The 16327-nt window shown below is 71.0% G+C and carries 18 protein-coding genes; 3 read left to right on the forward strand and 15 right to left on the reverse strand.

From position 1 onward, the window contains the following. Nucleotides 1-86: 86 nt before the first annotated feature. On the reverse strand, nucleotides 87-584 hold the full coding sequence (locus FHS08_RS15425; protein WP_167041150.1) for an MFS transporter permease: 498 nt from the start codon (nucleotides 582-584) through the stop codon (nucleotides 87-89). Between the two features lie 114 nt (nucleotides 585-698). Here FHS08_RS15425 and map point away from each other — a divergent pair, with 114 nt between their 5' ends. Then, a complete protein-coding gene (map, locus tag FHS08_RS15430; RefSeq protein ID WP_167041153.1) occupies nucleotides 699-1481 on the forward strand; it encodes a type I methionyl aminopeptidase in 783 nt (260 codons plus the stop codon). A gap of 39 nt (nucleotides 1482-1520) precedes the next feature. Here the strand turns inward: map and pyk are convergent, their stop codons facing one another. The 5 genes from pyk to rpsP all read right to left on the reverse strand — a co-directional run bounded on the left by pyk (nucleotide 1521) and on the right by rpsP (nucleotide 5114). Next, on the reverse strand, nucleotides 1521-2948 hold the full coding sequence (pyk, locus tag FHS08_RS15435) for a pyruvate kinase (protein WP_167041156.1): 1428 nt from the start codon (nucleotides 2946-2948) through the stop codon (nucleotides 1521-1523). A gap of 138 nt (nucleotides 2949-3086) precedes the next feature. After that, nucleotides 3087-3785, reverse strand: a complete 699-nt coding sequence (trmD, locus tag FHS08_RS15440; RefSeq protein WP_167041159.1) for a tRNA (guanosine(37)-N1)-methyltransferase TrmD — start codon at nucleotides 3783-3785, stop codon at nucleotides 3087-3089. 1 nt (nucleotide 3786) lies between these two features. Then, on the reverse strand, nucleotides 3787-4467 hold the full coding sequence (gene rimM, locus FHS08_RS15445) for a ribosome maturation factor RimM (RefSeq protein ID WP_167041162.1): 681 nt from the start codon (nucleotides 4465-4467) through the stop codon (nucleotides 3787-3789). 1 nt (nucleotide 4468) lies between these two features. Continuing rightward, entirely contained in the window at nucleotides 4469-4699 is a 231-nt protein-coding gene (locus FHS08_RS15450; protein WP_167041165.1) for an RNA-binding protein, read from the reverse strand. Between the two features lie 4 nt (nucleotides 4700-4703). Beyond that, nucleotides 4704-5114 (reverse strand): 30S ribosomal protein S16, encoded by a 411-nt coding sequence (gene rpsP, locus FHS08_RS15455; protein WP_167041168.1) that lies wholly within the window; start codon nucleotides 5112-5114, stop codon nucleotides 4704-4706. Nucleotides 5115-5382: 268 nt separating this feature from the next. On the opposite strand from rpsP, the gene FHS08_RS15460 reads away from it, so the two are divergent. Next, nucleotides 5383-6546, forward strand: a complete 1164-nt coding sequence (locus FHS08_RS15460) for a glutamate--cysteine ligase (protein ID WP_167041171.1) — start codon at nucleotides 5383-5385, stop codon at nucleotides 6544-6546. A 15-nt stretch (nucleotides 6547-6561) separates the two neighbouring features. Here the strand turns inward: FHS08_RS15460 and FHS08_RS15465 are convergent, their stop codons facing one another. The 6 genes from FHS08_RS15465 to FHS08_RS15490 form a co-directional block, all read right to left on the reverse strand. Continuing rightward, a complete protein-coding gene (locus FHS08_RS15465; protein ID WP_167041174.1) occupies nucleotides 6562-7737 on the reverse strand; it encodes an enterochelin esterase domain-containing protein in 1176 nt (391 codons plus the stop codon). Then, the gene (locus FHS08_RS15470; RefSeq protein ID WP_167041177.1) at nucleotides 7734-8558 is read right to left on the reverse strand and encodes an ABC transporter ATP-binding protein; all 825 of its coding nucleotides are present in this window, start codon (nucleotides 8556-8558) and stop codon (nucleotides 7734-7736) included. The genes FHS08_RS15465 and FHS08_RS15470 overlap by 4 nt, the downstream gene beginning before the upstream one ends. Beyond that, a complete protein-coding gene (locus tag FHS08_RS15475; RefSeq protein ID WP_208382575.1) occupies nucleotides 8555-9583 on the reverse strand; it encodes an iron chelate uptake ABC transporter family permease subunit in 1029 nt (342 codons plus the stop codon). Before FHS08_RS15475 ends, FHS08_RS15470 begins: the two co-directional genes overlap by 4 nt. Then, the gene (locus tag FHS08_RS15480; RefSeq protein ID WP_341800438.1) at nucleotides 9580-10536 is read right to left on the reverse strand and encodes a FecCD family ABC transporter permease; all 957 of its coding nucleotides are present in this window, start codon (nucleotides 10534-10536) and stop codon (nucleotides 9580-9582) included. Before FHS08_RS15480 ends, FHS08_RS15475 begins: the two co-directional genes overlap by 4 nt. A gap of 79 nt (nucleotides 10537-10615) precedes the next feature. Further along, nucleotides 10616-11611 (reverse strand): Fe2+-enterobactin ABC transporter substrate-binding protein, encoded by a 996-nt coding sequence (gene fepB, locus FHS08_RS15485; protein WP_167041180.1) that lies wholly within the window; start codon nucleotides 11609-11611, stop codon nucleotides 10616-10618. Nucleotides 11612-11625: 14 nt separating this feature from the next. Further along, on the reverse strand, nucleotides 11626-12447 hold the full coding sequence (locus FHS08_RS15490; RefSeq protein ID WP_167041183.1) for a siderophore-interacting protein: 822 nt from the start codon (nucleotides 12445-12447) through the stop codon (nucleotides 11626-11628). A gap of 114 nt (nucleotides 12448-12561) precedes the next feature. Here FHS08_RS15490 and FHS08_RS15495 point away from each other — a divergent pair, with 114 nt between their 5' ends. Next, a complete protein-coding gene (locus FHS08_RS15495; RefSeq protein WP_167041186.1) occupies nucleotides 12562-13293 on the forward strand; it encodes a helix-turn-helix transcriptional regulator in 732 nt (243 codons plus the stop codon). A 30-nt stretch (nucleotides 13294-13323) separates the two neighbouring features. Here the strand turns inward: FHS08_RS15495 and ffh are convergent, their stop codons facing one another. The 3 genes from ffh to FHS08_RS15510 are packed head-to-tail and all read right to left on the reverse strand — an operon-like array spanning nucleotide 13324 to nucleotide 16080. Further along, nucleotides 13324-14889 carry a signal recognition particle protein gene (gene ffh / locus FHS08_RS15500; RefSeq protein ID WP_167041189.1) on the reverse strand — a complete coding sequence of 522 codons (1566 nt, stop codon included), beginning with the start codon at nucleotides 14887-14889 and terminating at the stop codon, nucleotides 13324-13326. A 52-nt stretch (nucleotides 14890-14941) separates the two neighbouring features. Further along, nucleotides 14942-15442 (reverse strand): RNA polymerase sigma factor, encoded by a 501-nt coding sequence (locus tag FHS08_RS15505; RefSeq protein ID WP_167041192.1) that lies wholly within the window; start codon nucleotides 15440-15442, stop codon nucleotides 14942-14944. Between the two features lie 14 nt (nucleotides 15443-15456). After that, nucleotides 15457-16080 (reverse strand): hypothetical protein, encoded by a 624-nt coding sequence (locus FHS08_RS15510; RefSeq protein WP_167041195.1) that lies wholly within the window; start codon nucleotides 16078-16080, stop codon nucleotides 15457-15459. Nucleotides 16081-16327: the final 247 nt, after the last annotated feature.

Below are 16327 nucleotides of genomic sequence, written 5' to 3' on the forward strand. Positions count from 1 at the left end.
GCCGTGCGACGGATTCCCCTGAGGCAGAACCTGGTCAGGGCACAAACATCAATTCTGCCACGGATGCCGCGGCCGACCAAAACGGGTCAGGAGGCCGTCGGCCGCTTCCTCTCGGAGATGACGATCACCTCGGGGTTCGCGGCATCCGCCGGCGGAGGCGGAGTGGGCGGCAGGTAGGGCATCCCGTCGGACGAGTGCAGGATGACCGCTCCGGGCTTCGCCTCGCGCCACAGCTGCCACAGCTCGACCCAGAACAGCCCGACGGCGACGAAGATGGCCGCGACCATCGCGACCGCCCACCACTCCGGCCGGTAGAGGCCGAGCGAGACGATGAGAGCGTGCCACAGGGTGAAGCCGAGCACGTCCCACCACGACACGGCCCGCGAGGCGCGGACGGTTCCGCGGGCGCGCACGAGGAGCGTGAGCAGCAGCTGGCTCACGAAGACCGACGGGATCGCGATGAACAGCACCCACACGAAGGCCCAGCCGCCCGCGTTGAACACGCCCCAGCCCACGAGGAGCCACAGCGGCAGCAGGAACGCGGCGGGGATCAGCCAGCGGAAGAAGGCGCGTCGCAGCCACATATCGCCGATGTTACGCCGGCGCCGGGGGCGGAGGGCCCCATCGGCGCGGTGCGCGGCATCCTCCCAGGCCCGCGCAGGCGCATCCGTCAGAATGGAAAGGACGAGAGGAACAGGATGATCGAGCTGCGGACCCCTGCCGAGATCGAGGCGATGCGACCCGCCGGGCGCTTCGTCGCCGAGACGCTCGCGACGCTCCGCGACGAGACGAAGGTCGGAACGAACCTCCTCGCGATCGACCGGCGCGCGCACGATCTGCTGCGCCGCGCCGGGGCCGAGTCCTGCTACATCGACTATCACCCGTCGTTCGGCGCGAGCCCGTTCGGCAAGGTGATCTGCACATCGGTCAACGACGCCGTCCTGCACGGACTCCCCCACGACTACGCGCTCAAGGACGGCGACCTCGTCTCGCTCGACTTCGCGGTCTCGATCGACGGCTGGGTGGCCGACTCGGCGGTGTCGTTCGTCGTCGGCACCCCGCGCGACGAGGACCTCGCGCTCATCGACACGACCGAGCGGGCGCTGGATGCCGCGATCGGCGCCGCGCTGGTCGGCAACCGCATCGGCGACGTGTCGTCCGCGATCGCAGCCGTCGCGCACGGCGACGGCTATTCCATCAACACCGACTTCGGGGGGCACGGCGTCGGGCGCGTCATGCACGGCGACCCGCACGTTCCGAACGACGGCAAGCCGAACCGCGGGTATCCGCTGCGCGCGGGGCTCGTCGTCGCGCTCGAGCCGTGGTTCCTGCAGACGACGGACCGGCTCGTCACCGACCCCGACGGCTGGACGCTGCGCAGCGCCGACGGCTCGCGCGGCGCGCACGCGGAGCACACCGTCGCGATCACGGAGAACGGCCCGATCGTCCTCACCGACCGGTCCTGGCTCGGCGTCGACTGACCCATCATCCCCCGCGACGGATGCCGCGGCATCCGTCGTCTACAGCGTCTCGCCGACGCCCGTTCCGACGATGTGGACGCGCACGTTGTTCGTCGAGCCCGCGATGCCAGGGGGCGCGCCAGCCGTCATGACGACGCGGTCGCCGATCTTCGCGAGACCCTCGCCCAGCAGCGTGTCGTCGATGATCGTGATGAGCTCGTCCGTCGTCGTGACGCGCGGGACGAGGAACGTCTGCACGCCCCAGATGAGCGCGTTGCGGAAGCGCGTGCCCGGCAGGTCCGTGAACGAGATGATGGGGACCGGATGCCGCAGCCGCGACATCCGCCGTGCCGAGTCGCCCGACTGACTGAAGACGCACACGTACTTCGCCTCGACGAACTCGGCGATGCTCGCGGCCGCGAGCGTCATGGCGCCGCCCTGCGTGCGCGGCTTCGTGCCGAGCGGCGGGATGCGCGAGAGCCCGTGCTGCTCGGTCGAGGCGATGATGCGCTCCATCGTCTCGACGACCGTCACCGGATGCGCGCCGACGCTCGTCTCGCCCGACAGCATGACGGCGTCGGCGCCGTCGATGACGGCATTCGCGACATCGCTCGTCTCGGCGCGCGTCGGAACGGGGTTCTCGATCATGGACTCGAGCATCTGCGTCGCGACGATGACGGGCTTCGCCCAGCGACGGGCGAGCTCAATCGCGTGCTTCTGCACGATCGGCACCGCCTCGAGCGGGAGCTCGACGCCGAGGTCGCCGCGGGCCACCATGACACCGTCGAAAGCGTCGATGATCTCCTGCAGATGCTCGACCGCCTCGGGCTTCTCGATCTTCGCGACGACGGGCACGTCCCGGCCCTCCTCCGCCATGATGACGCGCGCGCGGTGGACGTCCTTCGGGCTGCGCACGAAAGACAGCGCGATGATGTCGGCGCCCAGGCGCAGCGCCCAGCGGAGATCGGCCTCGTCCTTCTGGCTCAGGGCGGGTGTCGTGACGGCGACACCGGGGAGGTTGATGCCCTTGTTGTTCGACACCTCGCCCCCCACGACCACCTCCGTCCGGACGCGCACGCCGTCCGAATCGAGGACCCGCAGGCGCACCTTGCCGTCATTGACGAGGATCGTGTCTCCGGGCTTCACATCGGCCGCGAGCTGCGGATACGTCGTCCCGACGATCTCGCGCGTGCCCTCGACGTCCTCCGTCGTGATCGTGAAGACGTCGCCCGGATCGAGGTGGTGCGGGCCGTCGGCGAAGCGGGCGAGCCGGATCTTGGGCCCCTGCAGATCGACGAGCACCCCGACGGCGCGCCCCGTCTCGGCGCTCGCGCGCCGGACGTTCGCGTACGCCTGCTCGTGCTCGGCGTAGTCTCCGTGACTTCGGTTGATGCGCGCGACGTCGAGCCCCGCGCGCACGAGCGCTTCCACGACCTCGTACGACCGGGTCGACGGACCGAGAGTGGCGACGATCTTGGCGCGGCGCATGGCTCCCCCTTCGATGGCTGTACGACAACTCTTGCGGATCGGGGCGCCCCGCGCATCATGTTCGGGCACCCCGATGCCGCATTCGATCACCGTTGCCCGAACGAGAGCGCGCCCCCTCCCGTCCGCGGGTCGCGCGAATCAGCCGAGCAGATCCGGGCGGCGCTCGCGCGTGCGCTCGACCTGCTGCGTGCGCCGCCACTCCGCGACCTTCCCGTGATGCCCGCTCAACAGCACGTCGGGCACGTCGTAGCCGCGCCACGACGCGGGCTTCGTGTACGAGGGGTATTCGAGCAGCCCGTCCTCGTGCGACTCCTCCACAAGGCTCTCGGGGTTGCCCACGACGCCCGGAACGAGCCGCCCGACCGCCTCGATCATGGCCATCGCCGCGACCTCGCCGCCGTTGAGGACGTAGTCGCCGAGGCTCATGAGACGCACGCGCCCGAGGGTCGCGGCATACGCGAAGACGCGCTCGTCGATGCCCTCGTAACGGCCGCATCCGAAGACGAGGTGCGGTTCGTCGGCGAACTCCCGCGCCGTCGCCTGCGTGAAGACCTCGCCCGCGGGCGAGGGGAAGACGAAGACGGGCCCGGTCCCGGCATCGGCCGAGCCGCCGGACGCGATCTCGTCGAGCGCCTCGCCCCACGGCTCCGGCTTCATGACCATGCCGGCGCCGCCTCCATATGGCGTGTCGTCGACCGTGCGGTGCCGGTCGTGAGTGAAGTCGCGGAGGTCGTGGACCCGGATGTCGAGCAGTCCGCTGCCACGGGCCCTGCCCAGCAGCGACACCTCGAGGACGTCGAAGAACGACGGGAAGATCGAGACGACGTCGATGCGCACGTCAGTCCTCCGCGGGCTCGTCCTCGTCGGCAGCGGCATCCTGGATCTCGTCCTCGGCGCCGTCCTCCTGCTGCGCCCGGTCGTCGTCCTCGAGCTCTTCGAACAGGCCTGCGGGCGGGGTCACGATGACCCGTCCACCGGGCACGTCGACCTCGGGCACGATCGCCTTGACGAACGGGACGAGCACTTCGGCGTCGCTCGCGCCCGCCGCGAGGCGGATGATGAGCAGATCCTGCGCCGGCAGGTGGTCCACGCGCACGACGCGGCCGACGACCGTGTCGTCGCGCACGACGTCCAGGCCGACGAGCTGGTGGTCGTACCAGGCGTCGTCCTCGTCTGCGTCGGTCTCGACATCCTGATCGATCCAGAGGATCGCGCGCACGAGGCCTTCAGCGGCCGTGCGGTCGTCGACGCCCTCGAAGAACGCGACGGGGTGGCTGTTCATCCAGCGGAACTCGCGCACCGTGAGCAGCTTGCCGTGCCACGGCGACGACTCCGGGACCTGCAGAGTGAAGGCCGCGCCGGGGACGAAGCGCCCGTCCGGGTCGTCGGTGTACAGCTCGAGCTTGAGCGCGCCCTTGAGGCCGTGCGCCTTGACGAGGCGACCGACGCGCAGCTGAGTGCGGGCGGAAGAGGACGGGCGGGGGCCCGTGGGCTCGTCCGCCGTGTGGGAGGCGTCCACGTCAGCCGTCCGCGACGTCGACGCGCACGCGCCGGCCGTCGGCCAGCGCGGCCACGAGGGTGCGCAGGGCCTTGGCCGTGCGGCCGCCGCGCCCGATCACGCGCCCGCGGTCGTCGGGGTGCACGTGCACCTCGAGGACATCCCCACGGGATGAGGCGGACGAATGGATGCGCACCTCGTCGGGGTGATCGACGATCCCCTTGACGAGGTGCTCGAGCGCGGCGGCGAGCAACGGACTACTCTGCGTCTGTCGCGGAGGCCTCGGCCTCGACGGGAGCGGGCTCCTCGGCCTTCTTCTCGGCCTTGGGCTTGATGACCGACTTCTTCGATGCGTCGATCGAGAACTCGGGCTTGGGCTCGGCGGTCCTCACCGTCGAGACGGCGTTCGCGTCGCCCTTGAACCTGCCCCAGTCGCCCGTGAGCTTGAGGATCGCGAGGACCTGCTCGGTCGGCTGAGCGCCGACGCCGAGCCAGTACTGCGCGCGGTCGGAGTCGACCTCGATGAACGAGGGCTGCTCGGTGGGGTGGTACTTGCCGATCTCCTCGATGACACGACCATCGCGCTTGGTGCGCGAGTCGGCCACGACGATGCGGTAGTAGGGCGCACGGATCTTGCCGAGGCGCTTGAGACGGATCTTGACAGCCACGATTCTCCTGAATGTGTGGAAAGGCGGATGAACGGCGCCTGGAGCGTGGGGTGCACACCCGGCGGGAGCTCTGGAGCGGACGAGCGCACCGGATAGAGGGTCGAGTGCGGTGTCCGACCCACGATTATTTCACATCGCGGGCATCCCCGCGAACCGGGCGGGTGCCCGTGCCTGCCGGATCCGGCTCGATGTGCGAAGCGCCGGGTGCCGCATCCGCCATGTCTGCGTCCTCCGCGCTCACGGGACGACCCCATGCCAGACTGTGCGGATGACGGTCTCCTTCGCGACCTCCGCCCGCTCGACCGTCGGACTCGAGTGGGAGCTGATGCTCGCCGACGGCAGCACGGGCGACCTCGTCCCCCGCGCCCCCGAGATCCTCGCGGCCCTCGGCGAGCAGACCTCGCTCGAGCGCTACACCGTGACCGGCGAGCTGCTGACCAACACCGTCGAGGTGACGAGCGGCGTGGGCGACACCGTCGCCGCCGCCGTCGACGACATCGCGGACGCGATCGCGGCCGTGCGCACCGTGAGCAATCCGCTGGAGGTGGAGCTCCTGTGCGCGGGGAGCCACCCTTTCGCGCAGTGGTTCGACCAGCGCGTCACCGACAAGACGCGCTACCACACGCTCATCGAGCGCACCCAGTGGTGGGGTCGCAACATGATGATCTGGGGCATCCACGTGCACGTCGGCGTCGAGGACGTCAACAAGGTCTTCCCCCTCATCAACGCCCTCGCGGTCTACCTGCCGCACCTGCAGGCGCTCTCGGCGTCGAGCCCGTTCTGGGCCGGGGAGCGCACGGGATACGCCTCGAATCGCGCCCTCGTGTTCCAGCAGCTGCCGACGGCGGGACTGCCGTGGCCGCTGCAGAGCTGGGCGGAGTTCGAGGCGTACCTCGACGACATGGTGGGGACGGGCGTCATCGCCGATGCGACGGAGGTCCGCTGGGACATCAGGCCCGCCCCGCGATGGGGCACGATCGAAGTGCGGGCGTGTGACGGGATGTCGACGCTGCCTGAGCTCGCCGCCGTCGCGTCGCTCGTGCAGGTGCTCGTCGAGCACTTCTCCCGCGAGCTCGACGAGGGCAGGGAGCTGCTGAGCCTGCCGCCGTGGTTCGTGCGCGAGAACAAGTGGCGGGCGGCACGGTACGGGCTCGACGCGCGCCTCATCGTCGATCGCGAGGGCACACAGCGCCTTGTCGCAGAGCATCTCCGCGAGACGATGGAGCAGCTGCACGACATCGCCGTCGAGCTCAAGTGCGCGCGGGAGTTCGCCGGGATCGAGACGATCCTCACGCAGGGTGCGAGCTACGCGCGGCAGGTGTTCGTTGCGGATGCCGCGGACGGCGATCTTCGCGAGGTCGTGCAGCACCTCATCCGCGAGTTCCGCGCGGGCCCGACTCTGCGCGAGCACCTCGCGGCACTCGGCGACTGAGCGCCGCAGACGCGCTCACAGGCCGTCCAGGGCGAAGAAGAGCGCGTCGCTCCACCACGCGAAGTCGTGACCTCCCGACCACTCCTCGTGCGAGATGCGCATGCCCGCGGCATCCGCGGTCTCCGCGAACGTCCGCGACAGGGGCGCGAGGGTCTCCTCCTCCACTCCCGCCTGCACGACGACGTGTCCGTGCGCGCGACCGCGTAGCAGCCGGGCGACGAGGTCGCCGGGCTCCACCGCGTCGCCGCGCAGCGGGCGACCCTCGCCGTAGTGGTACGACCCGGACTGCGCGATCGCCGTCGCGACGAGGTCGGGTCGCCGAACCGCGAGCCCCGCCGCAGCGAGGCCGCCGAAGCTCTCCCCCGCAGCGACGACGGCGTCGGGACCGAGCCGGATTCCCGTCGCCGCCTCGACGGCGGGCAGGATCTGTCGCTCCACGAGCTGCGCGACCCGGTCAGGACGAGGAAGCAGGGCGGCGCGCTGCTCGAGCGAGCCCGATCCGACGAGGACGGCCGCCAGAGCCGACTCGCCTCGATGCGCGAAGGCGTGCGCGAACCCCATCCGCAGCCACACCTCCCCGTCGAAGACGACGAGCAGGCGACTCACCTGCCCCGCCGGGCGCACGAGCCACGCGGGATGCTCCGTTCCTAGGCGCAGCGGCTCCCCCTGCGGCGCGGCGCCGTGCCGCAGGGCGGACCACGACGGGTGCTCGCGCGAGCGCGGCATCCGCAGGACGCTCGAGCCTCCGCCGAGCGGGTTCGTGATCGTCTCAGGGCTCAGCGGATCGGGCGCACCGGCCTCGTGGACGCCTTTCCACGCCGACCGTTCGCGCCCGATGTCGGAGGGGATGTGCGGGAGCGCCACGACGCGGTAGCTCGCGACGAGCGTCTCGGGGAGCACGTATCCGACGTGCCACACGTCGTCGGCGATGGGGACGAAGCGCGCGGCGGTGATGTCGGCGCGATGACGATCGGTCAGCGAGTTCACGTGCACGATCGCCTCGAGACCGGGCTCGGGACGCCACACGAAGTGGACCTCCCGCATCCCTTCGCCCGCGGGCCGCCCGAGCAGGGGCGTCCGCGGGTGCCTGTCCCAGAACCCCGGCCGCGCGGCATCCGCCTTCAGTGCCCCTGGAGGCACCCGGACGGGCGTCCCCTCCGTCGTCAGCGGCGTCTTGAGCGGAGATCTCATCGCGCCGAACCCAGCGGCAGGACGAGCGGCGTGCCGGCGACCGGGTCTTCGACGACGCGGCACGCGAGGCCGAACGCGTGCTCGACGCGCTCCTCCGTCAGCACGTCGGCAGGGCTGCCTTCGGCCACGATCGCGCCTTCGCGCATCATGACGATCCGATCCGCATAGCGCGCGGCATGGTTGAGGTCGTGCAGCACGGCCACGACCGTGACGCCGCGATCGCGATTGAGGGCGCGGCACAGTTCGAGCACCTCGATCTGATGCGCGATGTCGAGGAACGTCGTGGGCTCGTCGAGCAGCAGGATCGGGGTCTCCTGCGCCAGCACCGTCGCTATCCAGACGCGCTGGCGCTGGCCGCCCGACAGCTCCTCGACAGTCCGGCTCGCGAGGTCGGCGACGCCCGTCGCGGCCATCGCGGCCCCGACAGCCCGCTCGTCTCCGGCCGACCACTGCCGGAAGAAGCTCTGATGCGGGTATCGCCCGCGCGCGACGAGGTCGGCGACCGAGATCCCGTCCGGCGCGATCGCCGTCTGCGGAAGAAGCGCGACCTGGCGCGCGAACTGCTTGCTCGCGAGCTCGCGGACGGGCACGCCGTCGAGCGTCACGACGCCGGACTCCGGCGTCAGGACACGCGCGAGCGCCCGCAGCAGGGTCGACTTGCCGCACGCATTGGGCCCGACGATCGCCGTGAGCTCGCGAGGGGCGATCCGGATGCCGAGCCCCGTCGCGACCCAGCGCCCGTCGTAGCCCAGGGTGAGATCGACGGCCTCGAGCACGGGCGCGACGTCCCCCGGCGAGGTGGGAGGGAGGTCGCTGGTCATAGCCGCCTATTCCGTGAGAGGAGCCAGATGAGGTAGAAGCCGCCGAGCACGCCCGTCATGAGCGCGACGGGCACGCGGAGCCCGAGCGGGAGGTTCTGCGCGGCGATGTCTGCGCCGACGAGCAGTGCCGACCCGGTCACGGCGGATGTGAGGATCGGGACCGCGGCACCGCCTGCGAGAGCGCGCGCGAGGTGAGGCGCCGCGAGGGCGACGAACCCGATGGGGCCGCACACCGCCGTCGCGACGGCCGCGAGCACGACGGCGCACACGAGCGCGACGCGGCGTGCGGCCTGGACGCGCACGCCGACGCCGATCGCGAGCTCGTCGCCCGACTCCGTCACCTCGAGCGCGCGCGAGAGCCCCACAATGACCGGCACGAACACGACGACCGCGCCCACGGCCCACAGCGCCTGATCCCACGACCGCGCGTTGAGCGTCCCCGTGAGCCAGACCTGCGCGCCCATCGCGACACTCGCCTCGGTTCGCGTCAGGAGCGTCGTGTTGACGGCGGCGAGGAAGGCGCCCACGCCGACGCCCACGAGGATGAGCCGGTACCCGGCCGAGCCGCGCGCTCCGCGCGCGAGGACGAGGACGACGATCGCGGTGAGGAGTCCCGCCACGACCGCCGCGAGCGCCACGAGAGGGGGCGGCGCCTCGAACACCGTGATGGCGACGACGGCTCCCGTAGCGGAGCCGGTCACGAAGCCGATGATGTCGGGTGAGCCCAGCGCATTGCGCGAGATGGACTGGAAGACCGCGCCCGAGACGGCGAGGGCGGCGCCGACGAAGACGCCGGCGACGTAGCGCGGCATCCGTATCCGTCCGACGATGCTCGCGACCCGGGGTTCGGCGTCGCCCGTCACGACGTCGAGGAGATCGCCGATGCCGAGCGGAGTGCTCCCCGTCATGAGGCTCACCGCGCCCAGAGCGAGGCACACGACGAGCCCCCCGACCACGACCGTCGCCGCACGGGGGTGCAGCCGCACCGAGAGGTCGCCGACGCGGACGGCGCGCGCGACGCTCACAGCGCCGGCACCCGTCTGCGCCGCACGAGCGCGATGAAGACGGGTGCGCCGATGAGAGCGCTCACGATGGATGCCTGCAGCTCGCTCGGCAATGCGACGACGCGTCCGGCGATGTCGGCGGAGAGCAGGATGCCTCCCGCGATGAGGGCCGACACCGGGATGAGGCGCACGTAGTCGGGGCCCACGACGGACCGGCCGATCAGCGGCGCCGTCAGCCCGATGAACGCGATCGGCCCCGCGGCCGCAGTGGAGGCACCCGCGAGCAGCACGACCGCGAGGCCTGCGAGCATCCACGTGCGACGCGGGCTCACGCCCAGGGCACGCCCGAACTCGGGGCCGAGCGCGAGCGCGTTGAGAGACCGGGACACGGCGATCGCGAGGATGAGGCCCGCCGCGATGGCGATCGACACGGGGCCGAGGACGTCCCAGCTGCGGCCCTGGAACGAGCCCGCGTCCCAGAAGCGGAAGCGGTCGAACACGGTGGGGAAGTTCAGCAGCAGCGTCGACGTGTAGGCGCCGAGCACGACGCTGACGGCCGCGCCCGCGAGCACGAGCCGCACGGGGTTCGCCGCGTGGCTCAGCGCGCCTCCGAGCGCATAGACCAGTCCCGCAGCGAGTGCCGCGCCGAGGAACGAGAACCACAGGTACCACTCGATCGCGACGACTTGCGTCACGGCGATGCCGGTCGCGACGACGGCCGCCGCCCCCGCGTTGACCCCGAGGAGCCCCGGCTCTGCGAGGGGATTGCGCGTCATCGCCTGCATGACCGTGCCCGCGACGCCGAGGGCCGCACCCACGACGAGGACCAGGAGCGTCCGCGGGAGCCGCAGCAAATGCACCGTGAGGTGCCGGTCGTCGGCTGGGTCGAACGCGACGATCGACCGCCATACGACGCCGGGCTCGATCATGCGCGATCCGACCACGACGCTCACGACGACGAGCGCCGCGAGCACGATGAGGATGAGCGCCAGACGGCGGACTCCGCGACGCTGTCGCGTCGCGGAGCCCGTGCGCCCGGCGTGCGGGAGCAGCTCAGCCTCCGAAGAAGCCGGCGATCGCGTCGACGATGCCGAGGGCGCTGAAGTAGTCGATCCGGAACGAGGTCAGCCCGAGCGGATACACGTCGCCCGAGACGACGGCCGGCGCCGAGGCGAACAGCGGCTCCGCGAGCAGCTGCTCCTTCGTCGCGTCGTCGCCGTAGATGAGGAACACGGTGGGTGCCGTGAGGTTCGCGACGGTGTTCTCGGTCGAGACGAAGGCGAAGTCCTGGCGCGGCGCCTGACTCGTGTCGACGTCGTCGGGGGCGCCGACGACCGAGAATCCGAGAGCGTCGAGGATCGTCGCGTGCGGTCCGCCGGGCTTGGCGAATGCGCTGTCGTTCTCCGTGCCGTTGAAGACGATCGCGTTCACGTCTCCCTCGGGGACGGTGATCTTCGAGGCGACCTCGGCGACGTGCGCGTCGTAGCCCTCGACGGTCGCCGTCGCCTCGTCTTCGAGTCCCGTGGCCTCGCCGAGGATCTCGGCGACGTCCTGCCAGCTCTTGTCGCTGTAGTTCACCGCGATCGTGGGGGCGATGTCGGAGAGCTGGTCGTAGGCGTCAGCGGTCTGGTCGGCGCCGGTCGTCGAGATCACGATGAGATCGGGGTCCGCCGCGATGACCGCCTCGAGGTCGAGCTCGAGGTCGGGGTAGAGCACCTCGACGCCGCGGTCGGCGGCGACATCCGCCCACTGGGAGAAGAAGCCGTTCTCGTCGGTCAGATCGCCGGGCGTCGTCGCGGCGCTCGCGACGAGGGGAGCGTCGATCGCGAGGAGCGTCCCGGCGAGCGTGATCGACGTCGTCACGACACGCTCCGGCTTCGCGTCGATCTCGGTCGTCCCGAGCTCGTGAGTGATCGTGCGCGGCCAGGCGGCGTCCTCCGGCGCGGTCGTCGGCGACTCCGCAGGGGCGGGGGTGCTGCACGCCGTGAACGCGACGGTCGCTGCGAGGAGGGCCGCGACCCCCGTGAGCAGCCGGGATGTTCTTCTCATACGTGTTTCTCCTGTCATTCCGACTCGTCGAGCGGAAGGTGATGATCGAGCCCGGCGACGCCGGACTTCCAGTAGCCGTCGATGTCGACCCGGCCCTTGTCGGCCCCGCGTTCGCGCACGAGCATCCGGCGCAGCCCGACGAGCTGCGTCGCCTCGCCCGCGACCCAGACGAACGTCTCGTCGCCGCCCTCGTCCAGCGCTGCCAGAGCCGAGACGAGGGTCTCGCCGCGGTCGCGGTGCGCCCAGCGGACGAAGGCGCCGGGATGACGCGGCAAGCTCTGCTCCGACGCGGCGTCCGGCACCTCCACGACGGCGTCCACCCGGGCCGTGCGCGGGGCCTCCTCGAGCCAGCGCGCGAGGGCGGGCAGCGCCGTCTCGTCGGCGCCGAGCAGGTAGCGGTCGTAGTCGCCGGGGAACACGAAGGATCCGCGGGGGCCGAGGCATCCCAGGACGTCGCCTGCGACAGCTCGCGACGCCCAGCGCCCGGCGGGTCCGTGCGCGTGAGTGACGAAGTCGAGCGTCAGCACGCGCGTGGTCTCGTCGACCGCTCGGACGGTGTAGTCGCGCACGACGGGCGGTGGTCCGTCCGGTCGCACGAGCCGGTCCTCGACGACCGTCGGCAGCCGAAGCGCGCCGCCGTCTTCGTCGGGGAAGACGAGCTTGACGTGATCGGCGGGTGCGAGCGACAGGACCGGGATGAGCGGGATCTCGGCGGGCAGGTCGAACAGGACGCGGCGCATCGTCGGCGACAGCTCCGCCGTCTCGCGCACGACGAGCGTGCGGGAATACAGGGGATGCGGAACGCGACGGGCACCGGAATGGGCACGCGTGGTCAAGATATGGTCCTCCAAGGGAAATCTGTGCGGGATGCGACATCCTTGGCGAACTCTCCGCGCCCTGTTAGCTTAGGCATGCCTTATCTACCGACCATGACTCCTCCTGGACCATCGATGACGAGCACCGGACACCGTGCGGCTCCGAAGCTGATCGACGCCGTGACGATCCGCCACGACGCGCACGAGCTCACCTGGACGGCGATCGGCCGCGTGCGGGTCGTCATCGCGGGACACGAGTGGATCGTCGACGAGACGAAGGCGCTGTGGATCCCCTCGGCGCTCCCCCACACCGTCATCCCCGATCCGGGCGCGCTCGTGCTCCCCGTGTTCCTCCCGCCCGAGCAGGTTCCGCAGCCGTGGAGCGACCCGCATCATGTGCTGCGGACGGACGAGCTGGACGCCCTCGCCCGCACCATCGCGCAGCCGGGGCTCGCGACGGCGAGCGCCGTCGCGTCCGCACGGGCACGCGTGTGCGAGATCATCGCGACCGGATCCGTCGACGACCTGCGACTGCCCACCGACCCCCGCGCGCGAACGGTCGCTCAGGAGCTGCTCGCAGACCCCTCACGGCAGGAGACCCTCGAGGAATGGGGGCTGCAGGTTCACGCGAGCGCCAAGACGCTGCAGCGCTGCTTCGCCGGAGAGACGGGGATGCGCTTCCCCGACTGGCGCACGCACGTGCGTCTGCGGGCCGCCCGCCGTCTGCTGTCGACGGACCAGGACGTGCGCGGGATCGCGGCCGAGGTGGGCTATGCGAGCACAGCGGCCTTCATCAGCGCGTTCCGTCGGCGCTACGGCGAGACGCCCGCCCGACTGCGCGCGGACACGCTCTCGCGCCGCCGCTGACGGCCTCGGCGCGCCCGCTGACGGCCGTCGTCAGCCCTTGCCGAGGAGCTTCTGCAGCTCTGCGAGGTCCTCCGCGCTCGGCGCGCCCTTGCCTGCGCCGAGGCCGCCGAGCCCGAACCCGGAACCGGTCGGCTGCGAGGCCGCCTGAGCCGCGATGCCGGAGTTCTCGGCCGCGCGCTTCGCGGGGTTACCCGAGCGCGAGCCCGCGCGGCTCTTGGGCTGCTTGCCGCGCTTCGACGACGCGCCGGGCTTGCCGCCGATGGGACCCATGCCCGGGATGTTCGGCACGCCGCCGCGCGCGACGGTCTTCATCATCTTGGCGGCCTGGTCGAAGCGCTGCACGAGCTGGTTGACGTCGGTCACGGTCATGCCCGAGCCGCGGGCGATGCGCAGCCGCCGCGAGCCGTTGAGGAGCTTCGTGTTGCGCCGCTCGGCCGGGGTCATCGAGCGGATGATCGCCTCGGTGCGGTCGATCTCCCGCTCGTCGAAGTCGTCGAGCTGCTGCTTCATCGACCCCATGCCCGGCAGCATCCCGAGCATCTTCTTCATCGAGCCCATCTTGCGCATCTGCTGCATCTGCTCGAGGAAGTCCTCGAGCGTGAACTGCTCCGTCGCGAGCTTCTCGGCCATCTTCATGGCCTCTTCCTCGTCGAACGCGTTCTGCGCCTGCTCGATGAGGGTCAGGATGTCGCCGAGGTCGAGGATGCGGCTCGCCATGCGGTCGGGGTGGAACGCCTCGAGGTCGTCGAGTCCCTCGCCGGTCGACGCGAAGATGATGGGCCGGCCGGTGACGGACGCGACCGAGAGGGCAGCGCCGCCGCGGGCATCGCCGTCGAGCTTCGACAGCACGACGCCCGTGAAGTCGACGCCGTCCTGGAAGGCCTTGGCCGTGTTGACGGCATCCTGACCGATCATCGCGTCGATGACGAAGAGCACCTCGTCGGGCGTTGTCGCCTTACGGATGTCGGCGGCCTGCTTCATCAGCTCGGCGTCGACGCCGAGGCGGCCCGCGGTGTCGATGATGACGACGTCGTGCTGCTGGCGGCGCGCGACCTCGACGCCCTCGCGCGCGACCTGCACGGGGTCGCCGACGCCGTTTCCCGGCTCGGGGGCGTAGATCGCAGCGCCTGCCTGGCCGGCGACGACCTGCAGCTGGTTCACGGCGTTGGGGCGCTGGAGGTCGGCTGCGACGAGGAGCGGCGTGTGTCCGTCCTTCTCGAGCATCTTCGCGAGCTTGCCCGCGAACGTCGTCTTGCCCGAGCCCTGCAGGCCCGCGAGCATGATGACCGTCGGCGGGTTCTTGGCGAACTGCAGGCGCCGCTGCTCGCCGCCGAGGATGCCGATTAGCTCCTCGTTGACGATCTGCACGACCTGCTGCGCGGGGTTCAGAGCCCGGTTGACCTCGTCGCCGAGCGCGCGCTCGCGCACCTTCGCCGTGAACTCCTTGACGACGACGAGCGCGACGTCGGCGTCGAGGAGGGCGCGACGGATCTCGCGCACCGTGCCGTCGACGTCCGCGGGCGTGAGCTGCCCCTTCTTGCGGAGGTTGCGGAAGGTCTCGGTGAGACGATCGGAGAGCGTGCCGAAGGTAGCCATGATCCCCCGATTCTACGGGAGCGGATGCCGGGCTCCGCCGTGAGCGGGACGCTCAGCGCACCTCGACTCCGAGGGCTGCCCGCAACTCGTCCTTCGCTCTCGCGTACCGCCCGCGGGCGGTGGATGCCGGGATGCCGAGCACCTCGGCCGCCTCGACGAGGCTGAACCGCTCCCAGTGCACGAGCCGGACGAGCTCCGCCAGGTCGGCGTCGAGCCGGGCGATGGCGTCGCGGACCTCGGATCCCTCGTCGGCGGCGGGGGCCGCGGCATCCGCCCCCGCATGCCCGCGGATGCGGTCAGCGAGCGCCCACCGGCGCCGCTCGCCGCGCGCGTGATTGAGCAGCGTTCCTCGGGCGATGCCGAACAGCCACATGCGGGCACGCTCGGGATCGGCGGGGAGGTCGCCGACCCGCCGCCACGCGACGACCATCGTCTCGCCGAGGAGGTCGGGCGCGTCGTCGAACCCGACGCGGCGCTGGAGGTAGGCGAGGAGGGACGGGGATGCCTCGGTCAGGGCGGTCGTGAGCCGATCGGCGGCACCCTGAGCTCTCATCCGAACCGTCGAGCTCATTCGCCGAGTCCAGGGCAGTAGCCGTTGCCCTCGTAGCTCGTGACGATGTCGGCGTACCCGAGCCGTTCGACCTCCGCCCATACCAGCTCTCCGACAGCGGAGCCCATCGCGTCCATGTACTCGTGGTCCGCGTCGTAGTGCTCCGTGCCATAGCCGGCGTCCACCTCGGTTCCGTCATCGAGGTGAAGGACATTCGTCCCGGCGCGGATCTGCTCGATCTCCTCGGGGAGGCGCTCCCTGGCAAGCGCGAGCACGTCGGTGCCGTCGAACCAGGCTTCAAGGTCTCGCTCGACGTCGTCCTCGAGCCGCTGCGGACTCGTGTGGAAGTTGCCGAGCCGCATCTCGCATTCGATGCCGCTCGGAAGCGTGTACGTGTAGGCGCCGACTGGATCCTCGGCCCATGGCTCCCACTGCATCAGATCGGCGGCGACGGCGACCCCTGCGCCACCCGTGAGGAGCACGACGAGTCCGCCGACGATGAGCGGCGCGCGCACCGTCCGTCGAACCGGACGCACCTCGACACGTGCGTCGGTGATCATCCCGCGCAGGTCCGCACCTCGCGCTGTTCGCGTCGCGGGCGCCGACCGGTCGAGCAGGTCGTCGAGCAGATCCGGGGTCATGGTCTCTCCATCGTCGGGGTGTCGTCACTTCGTACGTGTCCGGCATCCCGCGATTCGTCCAGGCCGTCCGCCGTGTTCTCGTCACCGATGGCTGGCTGGATCGGCGACCTGCCGATGCACCCCCGCCGCCCACCTGCGTGTCGGGCGAACCCCGGCCGTCCGTGCTCCCCCGCCGAGGCGCCGACCAGCAACTGCCAGGTCATCCATGACGGGCCGATCGGGCGACACACCGAAGACCGGGGGCCGA

The organism is Microbacterium ulmi, from assembly GCF_011759705.1.
Lineage (GTDB): Bacteria > Actinomycetota > Actinomycetes > Actinomycetales > Microbacteriaceae > Microbacterium > Microbacterium ulmi.

Excerpts from the sequence above, each read along its gene's own strand:
- ffh (WP_167041189.1), bottom strand. The coding sequence starts at position 14,889 with ATGGCTACCTTCGGCACGCTCTCCGATCGTCTCACCGAGACCTTCCGC.
- pyk (WP_167041156.1), bottom strand. The coding sequence starts at position 2,948 with ATGCGCCGCGCCAAGATCGTCGCCACTCTCGGTCCGTCGACCCGGTCG.
- map (WP_167041153.1), top strand. The coding sequence starts at position 699 with ATGATCGAGCTGCGGACCCCTGCCGAGATCGAGGCGATGCGACCCGCC.
- fepB (WP_167041180.1), bottom strand. The coding sequence starts at position 11,611 with ATGAGAAGAACATCCCGGCTGCTCACGGGGGTCGCGGCCCTCCTCGCA.
- FHS08_RS15510 (WP_167041195.1), bottom strand. The coding sequence starts at position 16,080 with ATGACCCCGGATCTGCTCGACGACCTGCTCGACCGGTCGGCGCCCGCG.
- FHS08_RS15425 (WP_167041150.1), bottom strand. The coding sequence starts at position 584 with ATGTGGCTGCGACGCGCCTTCTTCCGCTGGCTGATCCCCGCCGCGTTC.
- FHS08_RS15505 (WP_167041192.1), bottom strand. The coding sequence starts at position 15,442 with ATGAGAGCTCAGGGTGCCGCCGATCGGCTCACGACCGCCCTGACCGAG.
- FHS08_RS15470 (WP_167041177.1), bottom strand. The coding sequence starts at position 8,558 with ATGACCAGCGACCTCCCTCCCACCTCGCCGGGGGACGTCGCGCCCGTG.
- FHS08_RS15460 (WP_167041171.1), top strand. The coding sequence starts at position 5,383 with ATGACGGTCTCCTTCGCGACCTCCGCCCGCTCGACCGTCGGACTCGAG.
- FHS08_RS15465 (WP_167041174.1), bottom strand. The coding sequence starts at position 7,737 with ATGAGATCTCCGCTCAAGACGCCGCTGACGACGGAGGGGACGCCCGTC.
- FHS08_RS15495 (WP_167041186.1), top strand. The coding sequence starts at position 12,562 with ATGACGAGCACCGGACACCGTGCGGCTCCGAAGCTGATCGACGCCGTG.